This is a genomic window from Vibrio sp. Isolate34, from assembly GCF_022397915.1.
Taxonomy (GTDB): Bacteria; Pseudomonadota; Gammaproteobacteria; order Enterobacterales; family Vibrionaceae; genus Vibrio.
The window spans coordinates 410,342-429,312 of record NZ_JAKEUO010000002.1 but is presented as its reverse complement, the minus strand read 5'-3'; the positions used below and the strand labels follow the sequence as shown (position 1 = coordinate 429,312).

Genomic DNA, 18,971 nt, shown 5'->3' with positions numbered 1-18,971 from the left:
GTCTTAGCATCAGCGATGACTGTGGCATATCGGTGCCCTTTAAAGATGGCGAACTCGTCCATGACGAGTTGCCTTAGCCCTTCCCATTTCACTGACGGTACAACTTGGCGAAGTCGACGTTTATCTATCTCTTTAATGGTGTGCCAATGAACGCCCGTTAACTGGGAGATATGCTTAATGGGAAGAAGAGGCAGTAGTTGTTCTATATAGCTTTTTAGGCGCTTCGTTATACGAGCATAAGGCTCCAACCAAGATAGAGACTCTGTTTTTATGCCGCAGTCACGACACTTAATCCTTCGAGTTTGAACGGAAAGTTCGACAGGAACACCGAGCAACATGGCCTCTTTCACATGACGCCATTGATACTCATGGATAGCCTCGGCTTCAAGACCGCAAAAGCATTTAGCCTCAGAGTTCGGTTTAAGAGTTAGTGTAATAAGTGATGCTGTCTGGTGAGACTTTACTATTTTAAAGCCTTCCCAGAATGACGATAGGAAAGTATGATTCGGCATGAAAACGGTAGTTTGTGTATGATTTTTGTTTGGCGACTAAACCATATCACTTACTACCGTTTTTGTTTTTAGTTCCCGCTAATCCGCGATGAACCTAAAAAAAGCCCCAGTCTTTCGACTGGGGCTTTAAACTTTTCCCGATAGATAAGTATCGTGCTAGCGAAAACTTATCTCAAAACTAATGCTTACTTATTATGCGTTAGCTTTTTCTTTTTTAGCTTTTGATGCTTTCGCTTCAGCTGGTTTTTGGTCAGCTTTCTTAAGGATAACTGTAGTACCTTCGAAAGTTTCACCTTCAACGTATGCTTCGCCGTAGTAAGAAGTTGTTAGTACTTCTTTTAGCTCAGTGATAAGTGGGTAACGTGGGTTAGCACCTGTACACTGGTCATCGAACGCTTCAACAGCTAGCTCGTCTAGTTTAGCAACGAAGTCAGACTCGTTAACACCCGCAGCTTGGATAGAAAGTGGGATGTCTAGGTCTTTCTTAAGCTCTTCTAACCAAGTTAGTAGACGTTCAATCTTCTGAGCAGTACGGTCACCAGCTTGGCTTAGGCCTAGGTGGTCAGCAACTTCAGCGTAACGACGACGTGCTTGTGGACGGTCGTACTGAGAGAATGCAGTCTGCTTAGTTGGGTTATCGTTCGCGTTGTAACGTACAACGTTTGAGATAAGTAGTGCGTTAGCAAGACCGTGTGGTAGATGGAACTCAGCACCAATTTTGTGAGCCATTGAGTGACACACACCTAGGAATGCGTTCGCAAATGCTACACCAGCGATAGTTGCTGCGTTGTGTACTTTCTCACGAGCGATTGGGTCAGCCGCACCATTTTTGTAGCTTGATGGTAGGTATTCTTTAAGCATCTTAAGCGCTTGCAGAGCTTGACCGTCTGAGTATTCGTTCGCTAGAACAGATACGTAAGCTTCAAGAGCGTGAGTTACTGCATCGTAACCACCGAACGCTGTTAGAGACTTAGGCATGTTCATTACTAGGTTCGCATCAACGATAGCCATGTTTGGCGTAATTTCGTAGTCAGCTAGTGGGTACTTAGCACCAGTCTTGTCGTCTGTAACAACAGCGAATGGAGTAACCTCTGAACCAGTACCTGAAGTTGTAGTGATACATACAAGCTCAGCTTTTTGACCCATTTTAGGGAACTTGTAGATACGTTTACGGATATCCATAAAGCGCATTGCCAGTTCTTCGAAGTGAGTTTCTGGGTGCTCGTACATAACCCACATGATCTTAGCTGCATCCATTGGAGAACCGCCACCTAGAGCAAGGATTACGTCAGGTTGGAAGCTCTTCATTGCTTCAGCGCCTTTCTCAACAACAGATAGCGTTGGATCCGCTTCTACGTCGAAGAAAGTTTGAACTTCGATGCCTTGTGCTTTAAGCAGGCTAACTACGTCATCAGCGTAACCGTTGTTGAATAGGAAACGGTCAGTTACTAGGAATGCGCGTTTCTTACCTTCTAGGTCGCTCATTGCGATTGGAAGGCTACCACGACGGAAGTAGATAGACTTAGGTAGTTTGTGCCACAACATGTTTTCAGCTCGCTTCGCTACAGTTTTCTTGTTGATAAGGTGCTTAGGACCTACGTTCTCAGAGATAGAGTTACCACCCCATGAACCACAACCTAGAGTTAGAGAAGGTGCAACGTTGAAGTTGTACAGGTCACCGATACCACCGTGAGTAGTAGGGATGTTGATTAGGATACGAGCAGTTTTCATCTTGTCACCGAAGTAACGGATGCGGTCTGCGTTAGTATCTTGGTTAGTGTAAAGACCAGATGTATGACCGATACCGCCGATTTCAACCATAGTTACCGCTTGAGCAACAGCGTCTTCGAAGTCGTCTGCGCGGAATAGACCTAGAGTTGGAGATAGTTTCTCGTGAGCGAACTCGTCATCGTAAGAAACTTTACCAAGACCTTCACCTACAAGTACTTTTGTATCAGCAGGAACTTTAACACCAGCCATTTCAGCGATTGCTGGAGCAGGTTGACCTACGATTTTAGCGTTTAGGTTGCCGTCGATAAGAAGCACTTTACGTACTTTATCTGCGTCAGCTTTAGACAGAACGTGAGCTTTGTGAGAAGCGAAACGCTCTTTAACTTCTTCGTATACATCGCTAACAACGATTGCAGCTTGCTCAGAAGCACATACAACGCCGTTATCGAATGTTTTAGACATTAGGATAGATGCTACAGCACGTTTGATGTCAGCTGTTTCATCGATAACGACAGGAACGTTACCAGCACCAACACCGATAGCAGGCTTACCAGAAGAGTATGCAGCTTTAACCATGCCTGGACCACCAGTAGCAAGGATAAGTGCGATACCGTCGTGCTTCATAAGCGCGTTAGAAAGCTCTACAGATGGTTGGTCGATCCAACCAATGATGTCTTTTGGAGCACCAGCTGCAACAGCTGCGTCTAGAACCAGTTTCGCTGCGTCGTTAGTTGAGTTCTTTGCACGTGGGTGTGGCGAGAAGATGATGCCGTTACGTGTCTTAAGAGAGATTAGAGATTTGAAGATTGCTGTAGAAGTTGGGTTCGTTGTTGGAACGATACCACAGATGATACCTACAGGCTCTGCGATAGTCATTGTGCCTAGGTTGTCATCTTCTTCTAAGATGCCACATGTTTTTTCGTCTTTGTATTTGTTGTAGATAAATTCAGATGCAAAGTGGTTTTTGATAACCTTATCTTCAACAATACCCATTCCAGATTCAGCAACTGCTTGTTGTGCAAGTGGAATACGAGCGTGGTTAGCAGCAAGAGAAGCTGCGCGGAAGATTGCGTCTACTTTCTCTTGAGAGAATGTTGCAAACTCTTCTTGTGCTGCTTTAACGCGAGCTACTAGAGCATCAAGTTCCGCTAAGTTAGTTACAGGCATGGTGGATCTCCTAAAATAATAAATATTAAAAACTTTTTATTAAATTCGCTGCTTGCCGTTAACCTTAAACACCAGCGTTCTTAGTAAATTGCTTTCAGGGCTGAGTATATTATTTCACAGTGTGAAAAAAATTGACCCAGATCAGTTACCCAAAAAGAATTAACCAGAAAGTAGTAAGGCAATCGCAAAAATGAACTTAAAGTTATGATTCATATAGATTAATATCACACCTTCCGTTCGAGCAAAAAACAAACAAACAGACAACTTTTTTCTACATTGCGTCATAAACTGTAAAAAAGTTTCACTTTTAGTCAGCTCACTTACATGTATACGGCCAAAACTGTGCTACTGAGAGTATATCCATACCGTTGCAACGAGCTAGAAACTGTCATAATTTTTATTAAAAGCGTGCGTGAGATAACATTTAGTTCAAATTGCGTTACAACACGAAACACGAGAAAACACTTTGCAACACTGACATTACACATCTCACACTCAATTAGTTTTTCTAAAAAATAGCCCCTTCTTCAAGTTAGTTTTTTTCATTCGCTCTCATTGAATTTGTCCCTTACATTACGCACTCTGACAAAGGTCAGATCAAACCCACTACCCTACTTAACGTTACTGGAGATCGCTCTCATGCAAGGTTTAGAACTCGCAATCTTTATGCAATTCTTCCTTGGGCTTGTTGCAGCCGTAAACCCAATCGGCATCATGCCTGTTTTTGTTTCTCTAACTGCTCATATGCCACCAGAAGAGCGAAACAGGACAGCCTTACAAGCCAACATTGCTGTTGCCGTTATCTTGATTGTCTCGCTTGTTGCAGGGCAAATGCTTCTTGATATGTTTAGCATCTCGTTGGATTCATTTCGCGTGGCAGGTGGCTTGCTGTTATTGAGCATCGCATTTTCGATGATGAGCGGTAAGCTCGGTGAAGATAAGCAGAACAAACAAGAGAAATCGGAATACATCAGCAAAGAGCAAATTGGCGTGGTTCCACTGGCTATGCCTCTGATGGCTGGTCCGGGTGCAATCAGCTCGACGATTGTTTACGGTTCTCGCTACCCTGCTGCTATTGATACGGTAGGCATCGGCATTAGCATTATTGCTTTCGCAACTTGTTCTTGGCTTTTATTCCGTTCAGCGCCCGTTATCGTTCGTTTTCTAGGTCAAACCGGTATCAACGTTATTACACGTATCATGGGCTTGATCCTAGGTGCGCTTGGCATCGAGTTCATCGCCAATGGCCTTCGTAACCTATTCCCGGGTTTAGCGTAATTAAGAATACGTTTAATCAGCGCTGATACCGATATCGAGGTGAGTAAAGTACAGGCTTTCACTCGCCTCATTTATTTCAACCAAGTATGATATTGAGTAGGTCATTATAAAAAGTACTCTTTCCATCATGTCTCGACACTCTCTTAAACATCACCTATATATCATCATTTTTGGCACACACACCCGAGCAGGGCGTATCTTTGATATCTCATTACTCGTAGCGATCATTGCTTCTTTAGTGGTTTTGATTCTTGAATCACTGCCTATGATGACAAATTGGTCACAAGAACTGCGTTATATTGAATACACATTTACCGCGCTGTTTACCATTGAGTATCTATTGAGACTGTATTGCTCACCCAATCCTAAATCTTATGCCACCAGCTTCTATGGCATTGTTGACCTCCTTGCAATTTTGCCCACCTATTTAGCGATACTCATCCCTAGTGCATCGTTCATGGGCGTGGTCAGGCTGCTGCGGGTAATGCGTATATTCCGCATCCTAAAGCTCGTTCGCTACCTGCAAGACTCCAACATCCTTTTGCGTTCGCTGCTGATGGCTAGGCGTAAAATCCTGATATTCTTCAGTACAGTTGGAATTTTGGTTACCATTTTTGGGTCGCTTATCTTTGTTATCGAAGGGCCTGAGAATGGATTCACCAGTATTCCTCACAGTATCTACTGGGCAATCGTGACCATCACAACCGTGGGTTACGGTGACATGGTGCCGCAAACCGCATTAGGTAAAGCTATCGCATCTCTGACTATGCTCTTGGGTTACTCAATCTTAGCCGTGCCGACCGGGATTATTACCGCAGAACTCAGTAATGAAATGAACTCGCACAAAGAGTTGGTCAAGTGCCCAAACTGCAACCGTTCAGGCCACGATTCTGACGCCATCTATTGTAAACACTGTGCCAGTGAATTGGCCGATCCCGACAAACGTGTCGTGACTGAAGAGAAATAAAAGCAGACACGAGATGCGAAGAGATTTAAGGGCAGTTTCAAGGGCCGAATAACAAGATATCAATAAACTAAAAAGGGTTGACGTTTATCGTCAACCCTTTCGGTTTATCAGCTAATAGAATTTAAGCAATCTTGCCGATTACGCTTTCTCAGCAAGAATAATACGTAATGTACGACGTAGTGGTTCTGCCGCACCCCAAAGCAGTTGGTCACCAACTGTGAATGCGTTTAGGAAGTCGTTACCCATAGACATCTTACGTAGACGACCTACTGGTACAGACATAGTGCCTGTTACTTTAGCCGGAGTCAGTTCTTGCGCAGTGATGTCACGGTCATTAGGAATCACTTTAACCCAATCGTTGTGGGTCGCGATGATCTCTTCGATTTCGTCCATTGGAACGTCTTGCTTAAGCTTGATCGTTAGTGCTTGAGCGTGACAACGCATTGCACCGATACGTACACAAGTGCCATCGATAGGGATTGGCTGACCATCTAGGCCAAGAATCTTGTTCGCTTCAACGCCCGCTTTCCACTCTTCTTTGCTTTGGCCGTTTTCACGCTTCACATCAATCCAAGGAATCAATGAGCCAGCAAGAGGAGCACCAAATTGGTCTGTTGGGAATGAAGATGAACGAATCGTATCCGCAACCTTCTTATCAATATCAAGAATCGAGCTTGAAGGGTTTGCTAACTCAGAGCTTACGCTGTCGTTGATCACACCCATTTGTGAGATAAGCTCACGCATGTTTTTAGCACCAGCGCCCGATGCCGCTTGGTAAGTCATCGCACTCATCCACTCGACCATGCCTTTTTCATATAGGCCGCCTAGTGCCATAAGCATCAAGCTCACAGTACAGTTACCGCCAACGAAAGTGTTGGTGCCGCTGTGAATGCCTTGTTGGATTTGAGCCAAGTTAACAGGATCAAGAGTGATGATTGAATCAGCGTCCATACGCAGAGTAGAAGCCGCATCAATCCAGTAGCCTTTCCAACCTGCTTGACGCAGCGCTGGGTATACTTTTGATGTGTAGTCGCCACCTTGACAGGTAATCACAGCATCTAGCTGTTTTAGGCTATCAATGTCAAAGGCGTCTTGAAGTAGACCAGCATCTTTACCGCCTAGAACAGGGGCAGGAATACCAATCTGAGATGTGCTGTAATAAACAGGCTCAATCAGGTCGAAGTCTTTCTCTTCAACCATACGTTGCATCAGTACAGAACCCACCATACCGCGCCAACCAACTAGACCTACTCTCATCGCTCACTCTCCATGTATAAAATTAAAAATTGCTCTCCCCCATCTATAAGTTTTTCAGAAACAGAACTCAAGTGCTTTTTGTCAAAAAGTGTAACTTTTTCGTTTCTTTTAAGTGAACGTAATGAATCGTGCAGTTATCCCTGTATCGACACTCAGTATCCACATCACCAATAAAAGTCTCAATATCGGCAAATTCAAACATTTGCACTGTAGAAATCGTTGAAACTCAGCCTACTCACAAACAGTAATTCCCTCTTTTAAATCAAGGTTAGTCAGAATTATATTTTACAAAACAAAAACAACGCGCGACAGAAGTCAACATGTAACAACCATGAATTTAACAAAATTTTAGATTATGAAACCAAAATCAATTGAGTTAACAGTCAAATATCACAACTTAGACGTATTTTTTCGATATAATAAACTAATTACTGTAGTGTCCATTTCGTACCACACACTATAACGAAGCACTATAAATGCTCGAAATCACAAGAGGCTTTTATGAAGCAGAGTAAAACTCGCCTACCGAACCTATTACAGGTATTTATCGCGTTAGGACTATTTCTATCCCTTGCTTTTTCCTTTACTGCAAAGTTTGACCTTCCAATCCAACTTGCCTTGTACATTGGCTGGTTCATTATCATGGTGCTAGGTATTCGCCTTGGTCACGAATACAAAGACTTAGAAAAAGCAGCACTCAAAGGAATATCCAATGGCTTAGGCGCGGTTTTAATACTTTTAGCCGTTGGCGCTCTTGTTGGTACTTGGATCTCAGGCGGGATCGTACCTACTATCATTTACTATGGTCTGAAAGCTATCCACCCTTCTATCTTCCTTTTAGCGACCATGATTATCTGTTCTCTAACCGCATTGGCGACCGGTACTTCTTGGGGAGCTGCGGGTACAGCAGGTATCGCGATGATGGGTATCGGCCAAGGCCTAGGTGTTCCAGCACCGATTACTGCAGGTGCAGTGCTGTCAGGTTGTTACTTCGGTGACAAGATGTCTCCGCTTTCTGATTCAGTGATTCTTGCTTCTTCAATGTCTGGTGTTGAAGTAGTTGAACACATCAAGGGCATGCTTCCAGTTGCGTTAATCAGCTACGTGATTACAGGCATCATGTTTACTGCGTTTGGTTTCCACTATGCGGGTAACGTTGACATGAGCCAAGTAGACTCTGTAATCAAAGCAATGGAAGTTCAGTTCTACATCACGCCTTACTCATTCGTTCCGGTACTTATCGTGCTTGGTCTGTTGGCTTTCCGTATGCCTTCATTCCCGGTAATCAGCTTTGGTTCTCTGCTGGGTATTATCTGGGCGGTCATGATCCAAGATATCGACTTCCTAACGGCATTCAACACGGCTTGGGCACCGTTCTCTATCTCATCTGGTGTCGAGTTCATTGATTCAATTCTTAACCGTGGCGGCATGTCTTCAATGCTGGGTTCAGTTGCAGTTATCGTATTTGGTTTAGGTTTCGGGGGCTTACTGGATAAAGTGGGCGTACTAGAGACAATCGCTAAGGTGTTTGAGCGCCGCGTAAACAGCGCAGGTTCACTAGCGACTAGCACAATTGGTACAGCGTTCATGGGTAACGTGTTCGGTTCTGCAATGTACGTATCGTTAATCCTTACGCCAAAAATCTGTGCGAAGAACTACGACCGTTTAGGCTACAAACGTAAGAACCTGTCTCGTAACGCTGAGTTTGGCGGCACGCTAACATCGGGTATGGTGCCTTGGAGTGATAACGGCATCTACATGGCGAGTATTCTAGGCGTTGCGACGCTTTCTTACGCGCCGTTCATGTGGTTAAGCTTCATCTGTATCATCGTGACTATCGTGACGTCTTACATGGGCTGGTTCGTTGATAAGTGTGAACCAACAGCGCCAGCACTTGAAACTGAAGAAGCGGCAGAGCTGACTAAACAACAAGCCTAGTACTTCATCGTTCAGGGCGTTAGAACGTAAAAACAAAACGTTAATGGTATAAATGCAAAAAGAGCGCCCTAGAGCGCTCTTTTCTTATCTGCTGATTTACTTATTTGTTGGCGGTTCGTTTACCCAACCAGTAACCGATACCTAACGGGGCAAAGAACACCACTAAGATAAACAAGATGAAGTAGATAATCACACCTTTGATTAGCTCCATCAGCTTATCAATCGCAAGCACGACCACCTCTTGAGAGACACGGTCTAAATCTTTGGTGAACAGTTCTCTTTCAGATGCCACGATACCAGCAATCTCGATGCGTTCTTTCTCAATCATCTGAACCAAAGCTTCTCTCTCACGCGTTACCATCTTTTCTAACGCCACACGCTCATCACTCAGCATTGCTAACTTTTGATCTGTTTTATCGCTGAGGTCGTTTAACAGGGGCTGCATTTCTGTCGACATAATAGAAGCCAATGTTTGCATGTACACTGGGTTGTTCTCAATGAAATCCTGCATGCTTGCTGACGTTTGACGAAGGCTTTTCAGTGTTATCGATAAATCTTCACCCGTGAGTGAACTGTTCATTGCAACTAACTCAGCTTTCCACGTCATCAATTTTGGCGTTTGGTCAGCCATTAAGCTTAAGCGGTCTGATGCGTCGCTCATGGCTTCTGGCATAGTACCTAAGCTCTGAACGATTTGAGATTCGTCTTTACCCAGGTAAGCTAACCATTCACGATAAGCAGGCGTGCTTCTGAAGGTAAGATCTTTAAAAGGATTGCTCGCGGCGAACTCTGCGACGAATGCTTTGCTCTTCTTGAAATCACTTGAGCTCAATACGCCCTTTGCTAGCTTCTCAGCTTCTTGGTCAAGAAAACGAGCAGTTTCTACCGCATCATCGGTCACGAACAAGTCAGCGCCATCACCTTGGGCGTAAAACTGATTCATTTGTGCAGTGAACACCCATGAGTCAATTAAGGCTGACATAGGAGAAGTTTGGTAAGCCGCTTGCTGTAAGCCTTGCTCTGCGTGGATCTTCCAAAGCAACACATAAGATTGATGTAAGGTGTCATCAGCCGGGTAAGATTGTGCGATTACATCCGCTGAGTCTTCTACTCGAGTGAAAAACATCTTGGCGTATTCACGCGTCATGAGGCGAGCATTCAGTTCTTGTTGAGTGAGAGGCGTCGTCTGACTATCTAACTTAACTTCTAAGAGAGAACAACCACTTAGCACAATGCTAAGCACCAACACCATCCAACTTCGACTCGAAACTCGTAACATATAAACCTCTGACAAAGACTAAGGGCGCGGATTGTATGAGCACTTCGTCAGAGTATTGTCAAATACTCCTACAAAAGTTAACGTTGATTATCTAAATATGTATGAGCTGAATCTACCGAGGCTTTTATTGCCTGCTCTAGCTCAGTTAAATCATGCTCACTGATGGCTCTTGATTGCTTCATCGTCATTTCGATACTCGCCGCAATGATTGCTAATCGAGAGGCTTTGATGCTACCCGCCACGCCTTTCAGGCTATGCACAACACGAGCAGCGGAGGTTTCGTCTTTGGTCAGTAGCGATTTAAACTTCTCATAATCATCAGCGTGATCTTGAACAAAAACACCAAGCAACAATTCAACTGACTCCGCATCCCCATCGAGTGTTTCGAGCATATCTTCAATATCAATCGCGGGCTTTGAATCCGTCACACTGGCGACGTGTTTCTCTGCCACTGGCACATCTTCAATATTTTGTTGAGTAACGGGCTGACTAACCACACTAGAACTCTGCTGTGATTGAAAATTGGAATGTTGGCTACCTACAACATGAGAGGCATTATCTGCTGGTTTCACTACTGAGGAAGCGACGCTGTGATTCGATTCATGAGATACGCTGTCTTTTCCGCGTGGAACGCTTCCAGAGGTAGCCTCTTCAAGGTCAGCTTCTGTGCGAGAAGCACTTGGCTTACTAGATTCGACTTCAGGCTCAGGAGTGAATTCTTCGCCTGTTTCTTTAGTCAATTTTTTTGCACTAGCGCCCCACAAAACCAGCGCTATCATCGCCACTAAGCTTAAACCAAGCATCACCAATAATAGGTTAAATTGACGATCGTGAAACTCAGCTTCAAGTTTGATGATCTGCTTGTTGACTGAGTTCTTCTTAATCTTATCAACCAAATAGTTAAGCTGAGCGTAATCACTTAATAATGCAGAGGCATCAGCCAGCAACTGTTGAATAGCGTCTTGCTCTTCGGTTTCTAATGCATACGACTTATCAAGAATTGAATCAAAGGCGCGATAAGTGGCGGATGAGCTTTGATTATCAGAATACATGGCTTCAAAAACCACCACTCCAAATTCATTCAGTAGCGGTTTTAACTTAGGAGAGAGTTCAGTATCGGCACGCAACAGCTTGATGTTGTCGACAATGTCTTGAACCTGACTTTCTATAGGGATGAACTCATCAAACTTTTCTAGGAATTGGTCTGCGACGTAAAGCAGTTGATTCACATCAGGACGAAAGAAGGCGTGTTGGAAATCAGATTCGATCTGCAGCCTGATCGAGTAAACCAATTGAGCATCAAGTGCGAGGTCGTTGATTCGAGATACTCGCAGTGGCTCCGAGAAATAAAGCGATTGCCTTAGTTCATTAACGCGAATACCGAGTTCTTCAATTTGAGCAAGAGAATGTGTGTAGGAACGGCTTAGATTGAGAAGTGCTAATGAAGGCAGTAGCCACAGAGCCAAGAGCACAACCAAGAAAGTGGCTGGTTTTTTAAAGCGATTGGGCTTTGCTACTGATTGTTCCATCGATATTCCTTGTGCGTATTTGCTGTCAGCCATTATCGTTAGCTAAAAGACTCAGCACAAAACAAGCGACAACATCCTGCTGCCGCTTCTACCCGTTAACTTCGGACTATAACTTATTGCGAGTCAGTTGGTCACGTAAGTTCGGTGGTGTGCCTTTAATTGTTAGCGTGTCTGTCTCCGGATCGTAGAAGATACGCTCGCCTAGAAGCAGACTATCAAAACTAACATTCAAACCGCCACCAGCACCAACAAATTTTGTTAGTTTACGCATAGTTGCACGATCGGCTGGGAAGCTATCTTCTAACTCATAACCTTGCTCACTAGTATAGTCAAAGAAGCTCGTGCCATCTGTGCTTGCTGGTAATTCGCCAGAAAGCTCACGAACTTGTACTTCATCACCCGCTTTTAGCTGCTCGTTACAGTAGTCTGCAACCTGCTTTTTGTAGCTGATCGCTTCTTCTTTCTCTAATTTAGAGTCAGAAACAAAATCTTCTACCGCTTGCATCAACACTTGGTTTTGCTGCTTAGCATCCAAACCGACTTCAGCTTGAAGAAAATCTAGGAAGAAATCCGCGACTTTACGGCCAACACGTCCTTTAATATAAGTTAAGTAACGGTTTGACTCTTTATCTGTCTCGTAAGTCGACAAGTCTAGGCGCGCCGCGATATCCATTTTCGAGATATCTAGGTAGTCAGTTGCACTAATATCTAGCCCTTCTGTCACCTTTAGGCTTTGGTTTGAAGGCAGCAGACCGATGAAAAGGTAATCTGTCGCAAGTGACTGATATTCAGCCATTACCAAGATACCTTCGTCAGCGAATGGGTACTTTGATAGCTCGTCTTTTAGACGTTGCGCACTCTTTTGAGAAAAATCGTAAAAGTTTGTCTCACCAGCACGAAGTTGATGCAACCACTGTTGAAATTCGCTGTCAGATTTGAAAGAACCAAACCCTTTGCCTGCTTTTGAATTAAAAACACGGTGAAGTTCAGCAACTAGGCTTTCAGATGAAGCATCGTTTTCTAGAGATTCAGCACGATAGTTAACAATCAGTTCATCCTGATCGTTCTTGCTCAGCTGGTGTAAAATTACGTTGGAAAGGTGAAGGCTCATAGTGAAAATATTACCGTTCAGGTTTCAGTTGTCGTGCATAGTAGGTTATCATAAGCCGCTTTTACTATCATTATTAGAGTCCTTATGCCGATTATATCTAAATACACAGATGAACAAGTTGAAAAAATCCTAGCTGAAGTAGGTGCTGTACTATCTAAGCACAAAGCTTCACCAGAACTTTCACTGATGATCGCTGGAAATATCGCAACCAATGTCTTAAATCAGAATGTTGCTGCTTCACAACGCAAAGGAATTGCTGAAAAATTTGCCGAGGCTTTAATTTCTTCTCTTGAAGATAAAAAGTCTCACTAAATTTGATTGACGGATAAAAGAATTATAAATGGTAGACAGCGCAAACTCATATAGCGATCGTGTATCTCGACTGGTTGGTTGGGGTCACTGGTTTGCATTTTTCAACATCATTGCTGCGATGTTGATTGGTACTCGTTATATTACTCAATCTGCTTGGCCAGAAACCTTGCTGGGTCAATTCTATTTGGCTGCATCATGGGTTGGTCATTTCGGCTTTTTAGTGTTCGCGCTCTATCTATTAGTGCTGTTCCCGCTCACTTTTATTCTTCCGTCGAGGAAGTTATTACGTTTGGTTGCCGTTTGTTTCGCGACCATAGGTTTAACTGTCCTACTGATTGATACCCAAACGTATCAAAATATAAACCTCCACCTGACGCCTGTCGTGTGGGAGGTTTTGTTCAGTGGAGAGGAGTCTGCATTTACATCTGACTTGCAGCACCTCTTCATTGTTATGCCGCTTATCTTCCTACTACAACTCGGGCTGTCTGAGTGGGTTTGGCGTAAGCAGCGTAAACTTTCTCATAAACACATCGGCCGTCCAATTACCGCCGTATTCTTCTTGTGTTTCATCAGCAGTCACTTGACCTACATGTGGGCTGATGCGTATTTCTATAACCCGATTACTAGCCAAAAAGCGAACTTCCCACTGTCTTACCCAATGACAGCGAAAAGCTTTATGGAGAAACATGGTCTATTAGACCGTGAAGAGTATTTACAGCGTTTAGAAGCGAACAAAGAGAACGTAAACTTAGTTAGCTACCCGCTAGAAAAAATTCAATACAACCGCCGCAGTGATGATCTGAATATCCTGATGGTGAGTGTGAACAACCTTCGCTCTGATGCACTTAATGCCACAGCGATGCCAAACAGCTACGCTTACGCGCAACAGTCGATCAACTTCACCAACCATTACAGTTCAAGTAATGATATGTTTGGTATTTTCGGTCTGTTCTATGGCCTTCCGAGCAGCTACGCAAGCAGCATCGAAGCACAAGGTTCAAGCGCAGTACTGTTGGATGTTTTAGACAATCATAATTATAAGTTTGCCGCTTTCAGTGGTGACAACTTTGACGATGCACTTTACTCGGAAATCATCTTCCGAGGCCGTGACGTTATGCCAGAGCAAGCAACTAATGATGACCAAAGTGCGATACAAGCTTGGGCTGATTGGATTCAATCACCACAAGCTAAACGCCCTTGGTTTAACTTTATTGAACTGACCACGCTGGATAACTTCTCTAGCTACGATTCAAGCTCTGAGTCAGATTCAACGTTGAGCACAGCAGAACGTTTTGCGGCAGATTATCAAAAATCAGCTCAAGCGGCCGATGCTCAACTAGCGACTATCTACGCTGAACTAGAGCGCTTAGATCTTATCGACAATACGGTGGTTATCATTACTTCTAACCACGGTACTGAGTTTAACGAAACCAGAACCAACAGCTGGGGTGCAAACTCTAACTACAGTCGTTACCAGTTACAGGTGCCTCTATTCATCAGCTGGCCTGGTAAATCAGCTTCTGAATACACTCACCGCTCTAGTCACCTAGATGTGTCGGTAACACTAATGCAAGAGCTGTTAGGCGTATCATCGAACCCCACTGACTTCAGTAGCGGTCGCAGCCTGTTTAATGAGCGTAAGAGAAAGTGGATTCTAGCAGGTGATTCTCGTGAGCTTGCACTGGTTACTGATCAGCAAACAACGGTGTTAGATAAATTTGGTAACTACAAATTGTATGACCAGAACTACAAACGCCTGAAAAACGTAAGCCCTCGCTTACCTGTGTTGATGCAAGGACTCACTGAACTACAGCGTTTCTACACAAAAAATGACTAAATTATCATCAATGAGAAAAGGAAAGCCAATGGCTTCCCTTTTTTATTGCCGTGAATGATTAGAAAACAAGCAACAAAACAAAATTATGAAAATTAAGGGTTTACAAGATCCTCCGCCCCTTATATTATTCACGCCACTGGAGGGATGGCTGAGTGGTCGAAAGCACCGGTCTTGAAAACCGGCAACCGTTAATAGCGGTTCTAGGGTTCAAATCCCTATCCCTCCACCACATTAAAGAAAGCCGCTGAGAAATCAGCGGCTTTTTTGCATCTGAAGCTTTTTACTATTTGAACTTAGGTTATCGACTGTCATCCTTGTCATAAAAAGCCACAAACCCACCCGTCTTATCTGTCGTACTTTATTGTTGCCCTTAAGTCGCGCTCAACCAACAAATCGATATCTGAACCAAACCACCTCTTACCCGCGATTGGTTTATCACACAGGCCAAAGCTCATAGCGAATATTACTAAGATGATTTTTAACCGCAGAACTTCGTCTCTAAGTTCGATAAAAAGCACAACAAATAGCCATTCAGCACAAAATTATCAAAAAGCGTTCATAAAAAAAGCAGTCAGTTGATAAGGGTATTTACAAGCGAAAGCCACCCTTATACTATACGCGCCATCGGAGGGATGGCTGAGTGGTCGAAAGCACCGGTCTTGAAAACCGGCAACCGTTAATAGCGGTTCTAGGGTTCAAATCCCTATCCCTCCACCACATTAAAGAAAGCCGCTGAGAAATCAGCGGCTTTTTTTGTATCTGAAGTTTACGTATCAGGCTTACACAGCCTTTTCACTACGCCACCTTTCGGCTCACTTCAAAGCGTCCTATCAGTTGGTCTAAGCGGCTCAATGCATTACCCATTAACGAAACTCGGCGTGCGAGTTGTTTCGTCGACAGTTGTAGGTCAGAGATAGAACGTTGGGCTTTGTCTGCCGTTTGTCCATTTTTCTGACTGTTCTCATCTAGGTTTGACATGGTCGTAAAGAGATCGGCCACTGCTGCTTGAATTTGCTCACTGCGGGCGTTCGAGTCAACAGTTAAATTGCCTTTACTCACGTTCTCAACACCTCTCTCCATAGACTCCACTGCGCTGCGAGACTTGGTATGCAGCTCTTTCATTAGGTCACTAATATGGTTGGCAGCTTGTGAAGTACGGTCAGCCAGAGTTCTCACTTCAGAGGCAACCACAGAAAACCCTCTTCCATGTTCACCTGCTCTTGCAGACTCTATGGCCGCGTTCAATGCTAGAAGGTTAGTCTGCGCAGTAATGTCGGTAATGATGTCTATAATGTCTGACACTTTGGTCATTTCATTATTCACTTCATTCACGCTGTGGGCTGAGCTTTCTACGATATTCCGCACAACTTCCATACCTTCAACCGATTGATTGTATTCCTTCTCCGCATTAAGAACAGCTTGCTTCATTACTGTATCCATTTGCGTTGCCGAAACGGTCGCATGTGTAATTTCACTCTGTTGATACTGACTTAAGTCCAACATATTGCTGAGTGCCAGTGATGCATCATCACTGGTTTGTTTCATCACGACACTGCGACGAAACATCGATTCCGATACTTCCCTAACTTCGTGGCTCGCATGAATCAAGTCACTCACCGTGCTATCTAAGTTATCGATGAAGCTGTTAGTCCATCGCCCCAAATTACCAAGTTCATTATGACTGAATGTGGTTGGGTCGAGTCTCCGACTTAAGTTCCCATCACCTTCGGCTAACGTTTGCATCACCCCGGTCATTTCATGGACTTTATTTGCTAGTGGTTTAGCACTCACTAGACGGAATAAACCGAGAGCGAGAAGCGCGCAAGCGAACATGACACCACCGTGCAGAAGAGGGGTTAACGTATAAAAGTTAGCAAGCAATAATGGAACAGACAGAGGCAGTAACATGCAGCCAATAAAATGTTTAGATAAGGTGTAACTGAGGCTTCGGTCTCTATAGACCTCTTCTAAGTCGGACTCACACATCATGCCGAAAGTGTCTGGTGAACCGTCTAGCTGAAAAGTAATACCTTTGCCGATAACGGGGATGTGGCGATAGTCGGAATACCCCGGGTAACCAATAAACAGGTTGCTGCCATTTTTGATGGTTTCTCTTACGCCGGGATGAAGTTGATTCGTGGCAGGGTCCGTAAAGCGAATCTCAAATTCAGTGTGCTGTTGGATCTTAACCGTTCCCCAATCAGTATGAATCCCTTGTTTTAAGTTCTCGCCATGTGAAAAGGTATTATCTTCAAAGCGGGAGCGAGAGAGCGCAACACCTGGCTGAATTTGAGGGTCATGAATAGAGTCGACCATAAAGATATAGTTATCACCCGACTCACTATAAATATGCCCCGCTTCTCGCTGAATAATGTCACCAATGACATCATTAGGAACACGACCACATAAGAACTGCTGAGTCCCTTCGTCCCGAGAAAAGGGCACATAAAACATCAGCGTGACTTGATCATGAAACGATGAACTCGAAGCTCCTACGTTCAACGTGCGTGGGTCCATATACGGCCCGTGTAGATAACGCTTCGATGCTCCTTCGACTAAAGCCTTCTTATCTGCAAGAGTTGCTCCGATATGGTCGTGATAACTCGATGCTTGCGCGACACCTTTAGAATCGACGATCGCCAGCTCAGAGAAATCCGTGCCACGTTTAAGAAGACTTGATAATGTACTTTCCGCCTGCTCTTCCGTTCGACTTGCTAAATAAACGGCAGAGTCCTCTAAAAAATCCCATTGGTTCTTCACCCAATTATGAAGAAGTTGAACTCGAGTATGGGCGATACTTTCAAATGTTTGCTCGACCTCTTCCGTCCTGCTTCGATTTAGAAAACAGGCTCTACGCATTGCCAGTTTCCCTGTTGCGCCAAACCAATTAAGCCAACTGCGTTCCTTGTCCGTCAGGTTCATTTACACCCCTTGTGTTTTTATATTCATGTGGGTAAAGCAATTTACAGACCAGAATTAATCACATAAATACGTAACCAATTAATAAGAAAGTGATTTTTTCGCATCAGGATGGTGCAAACCGTGTCTTTTTTGGTGCAACAGATACTTCTTCTTTATCACCTTTTTAATGAGGTTACAGTGGTTAATTTGAGAAGTTAATCGTAAACATGATGAGCCGCTTTCAATAATTGCATGTGAATAGGAACCAGATCTTGATGCTGTGTTCGATAGCCTCCTCCAACAACACACGCCATTGGAATAGACTCTGATTTTGCTAAGTTAATCATGAAGCAATCGCGTTCAAATATGCCTTGTGTAGACACATTCAAATAGCCCAGTTCGTCATCTTGGTGGATGTCGATGCCCGCATCATAGATGATAAGGTCAGGTTGGTGATGCGTAATCGCCAGCTTGGTCACTTGTTCGAAACACCTTAGAAACTCTTCATCTTCAGTTTCACGACTTAGCGGCACATCTAAATCCGACAGAGGTTTACGTGCCGGGAAGTTTTTATCACAGTGGAAAGACAGAGTAATAATCTCATCGCTATCGTGGCAAAGAGTCGCTGTGCCATCGCCATGATGAACATCACTATCGACAATCAACACTTTATCTATGTGCTCAAAGGTCAACGCGTGCTTTGCTGCCAGCACAAGATCATTCAACAGACAAAAACCACTGCCAAAATCATGATGCGCGTGATGGTAGCCACCACTCAAATGAATCGCTAAACCACTCTCTATCGCCATTTCTGCGGCCAAGCAAGTTCCCCCGCTGGAATAGAGCGTTCTTTCTATAAGTTGTTCACTCCAAGGAAAGCCAATACGCCTCATCTTTGCCGCGGGCAGGTTTCCAGAAACAAGCAAATCGACATAGTCACTATCGTGGACCTGCTTGACTTGTTCTACCGAAACCGCCTCTGGTTGGAACACTTCAAACTTACTCTTCCAGAGTGGATCGCTATTTATTAGCGCCTCAACCGCGCCATGTAACAGCTGGTATTTGTTGATTGGGTAACGATGGCCTTCTGGTAAAGGCAGCTGGGAATAAATTGGGTGGTAAATTAAAGGAATCATAATCGAGTTAATTGCT

The 18,971-nt window shown here is 44.1% G+C and carries 13 protein-coding genes and 2 tRNA genes; 7 read left to right on the top strand and 8 right to left on the bottom strand.

Features of this window, described 5'->3' with window-relative positions; all coding sequences use genetic code 11:
* Both L1D22_RS04580 and adhE read right to left on the bottom strand, forming a co-directional pair.
* A partial coding sequence (locus tag L1D22_RS04580; protein ID WP_275664997.1) for a helix-turn-helix domain-containing protein occupies positions 1-512 on the bottom strand: 512 nt, incomplete at its 3' end.
* A gap of 192 nt (positions 513-704) precedes the next feature.
* A complete protein-coding gene (gene adhE / locus L1D22_RS04575) occupies positions 705-3,410 on the bottom strand; it encodes a bifunctional acetaldehyde-CoA/alcohol dehydrogenase (RefSeq protein WP_239828845.1) in 2,706 nt (901 codons plus the stop codon).
* A gap of 639 nt (positions 3,411-4,049) precedes the next feature.
* On the opposite strand from adhE, the gene L1D22_RS04570 reads away from it, so the two are divergent.
* Both L1D22_RS04570 and L1D22_RS04565 read left to right on the top strand, forming a co-directional pair.
* The gene (locus L1D22_RS04570) at positions 4,050-4,688 is read left to right on the top strand and encodes a YchE family NAAT transporter (RefSeq protein ID WP_004734056.1); all 639 of its coding nucleotides are present in this window, start codon (positions 4,050-4,052) and stop codon (positions 4,686-4,688) included.
* Between the two features lie 127 nt (positions 4,689-4,815).
* A complete protein-coding gene (locus L1D22_RS04565; RefSeq protein ID WP_132762000.1) occupies positions 4,816-5,655 on the top strand; it encodes an ion transporter in 840 nt (279 codons plus the stop codon).
* A gap of 138 nt (positions 5,656-5,793) precedes the next feature.
* Here the strand turns inward: L1D22_RS04565 and asd are convergent, their stop codons facing one another.
* Entirely contained in the window at positions 5,794-6,912 is a 1,119-nt protein-coding gene (gene asd, locus L1D22_RS04560) for an aspartate-semialdehyde dehydrogenase (RefSeq protein ID WP_017629874.1), read from the bottom strand.
* Between the two features lie 501 nt (positions 6,913-7,413).
* Here asd and nhaC point away from each other — a divergent pair.
* Positions 7,414-8,850, top strand: coding sequence for a Na+/H+ antiporter NhaC (gene nhaC, locus L1D22_RS04555; protein WP_239828844.1), 1,437 nt, complete (start codon positions 7,414-7,416; stop codon positions 8,848-8,850).
* Between the two features lie 100 nt (positions 8,851-8,950).
* Here nhaC and L1D22_RS04550 read toward each other — a convergent pair whose 3' ends face one another.
* The 3 genes from L1D22_RS04550 to yejK all read right to left on the bottom strand — a co-directional run bounded on the left by L1D22_RS04550 (position 8,951) and on the right by yejK (position 12,769).
* Entirely contained in the window at positions 8,951-10,129 is a 1,179-nt protein-coding gene (locus L1D22_RS04550) for a chemotaxis protein (protein ID WP_239828843.1), read from the bottom strand.
* A gap of 77 nt (positions 10,130-10,206) precedes the next feature.
* Positions 10,207-11,658, bottom strand: coding sequence for an Hpt domain-containing protein (locus L1D22_RS04545; protein WP_239828842.1), 1,452 nt, complete (start codon positions 11,656-11,658; stop codon positions 10,207-10,209).
* Positions 11,659-11,764: 106 nt separating this feature from the next.
* Positions 11,765-12,769, bottom strand: coding sequence for a nucleoid-associated protein YejK (gene yejK, locus L1D22_RS04540; protein WP_239828841.1), 1,005 nt, complete (start codon positions 12,767-12,769; stop codon positions 11,765-11,767).
* Positions 12,770-12,853: 84 nt separating this feature from the next.
* Between yejK and L1D22_RS04535 the strand changes: the two genes are divergently transcribed.
* From L1D22_RS04535 to L1D22_RS04520, 4 genes are all read left to right on the top strand, one after another.
* Positions 12,854-13,081, top strand: a complete 228-nt coding sequence (locus L1D22_RS04535) for a YejL family protein (protein ID WP_004740674.1) — start codon at positions 12,854-12,856, stop codon at positions 13,079-13,081.
* Positions 13,082-13,109: 28 nt separating this feature from the next.
* On the top strand, positions 13,110-14,918 hold the full coding sequence (locus L1D22_RS04530; RefSeq protein WP_239828840.1) for a DUF3413 domain-containing protein: 1,809 nt from the start codon (positions 13,110-13,112) through the stop codon (positions 14,916-14,918).
* A 138-nt stretch (positions 14,919-15,056) separates the two neighbouring features.
* A tRNA-Ser gene (locus L1D22_RS04525) sits at positions 15,057-15,147 on the top strand.
* 397 nt (positions 15,148-15,544) lie between these two features.
* Positions 15,545-15,635: transfer RNA gene (locus tag L1D22_RS04520), tRNA-Ser, on the top strand.
* Positions 15,636-15,713: 78 nt separating this feature from the next.
* Here the strand turns inward: L1D22_RS04520 and L1D22_RS04515 are convergent.
* Together L1D22_RS04515 and L1D22_RS04510 are read right to left on the bottom strand one after the other, a co-directional pair.
* Positions 15,714-17,840: a methyl-accepting chemotaxis protein gene (locus L1D22_RS04515; protein ID WP_239828839.1), complete on the bottom strand. Its 2,127-nt coding sequence runs from the start codon at positions 17,838-17,840 to the stop codon at positions 15,714-15,716.
* Between the two features lie 194 nt (positions 17,841-18,034).
* Entirely contained in the window at positions 18,035-18,955 is a 921-nt protein-coding gene (locus tag L1D22_RS04510) for a histone deacetylase (RefSeq protein ID WP_239828838.1), read from the bottom strand.
* Positions 18,956-18,971 lie beyond the last annotated feature (16 nt).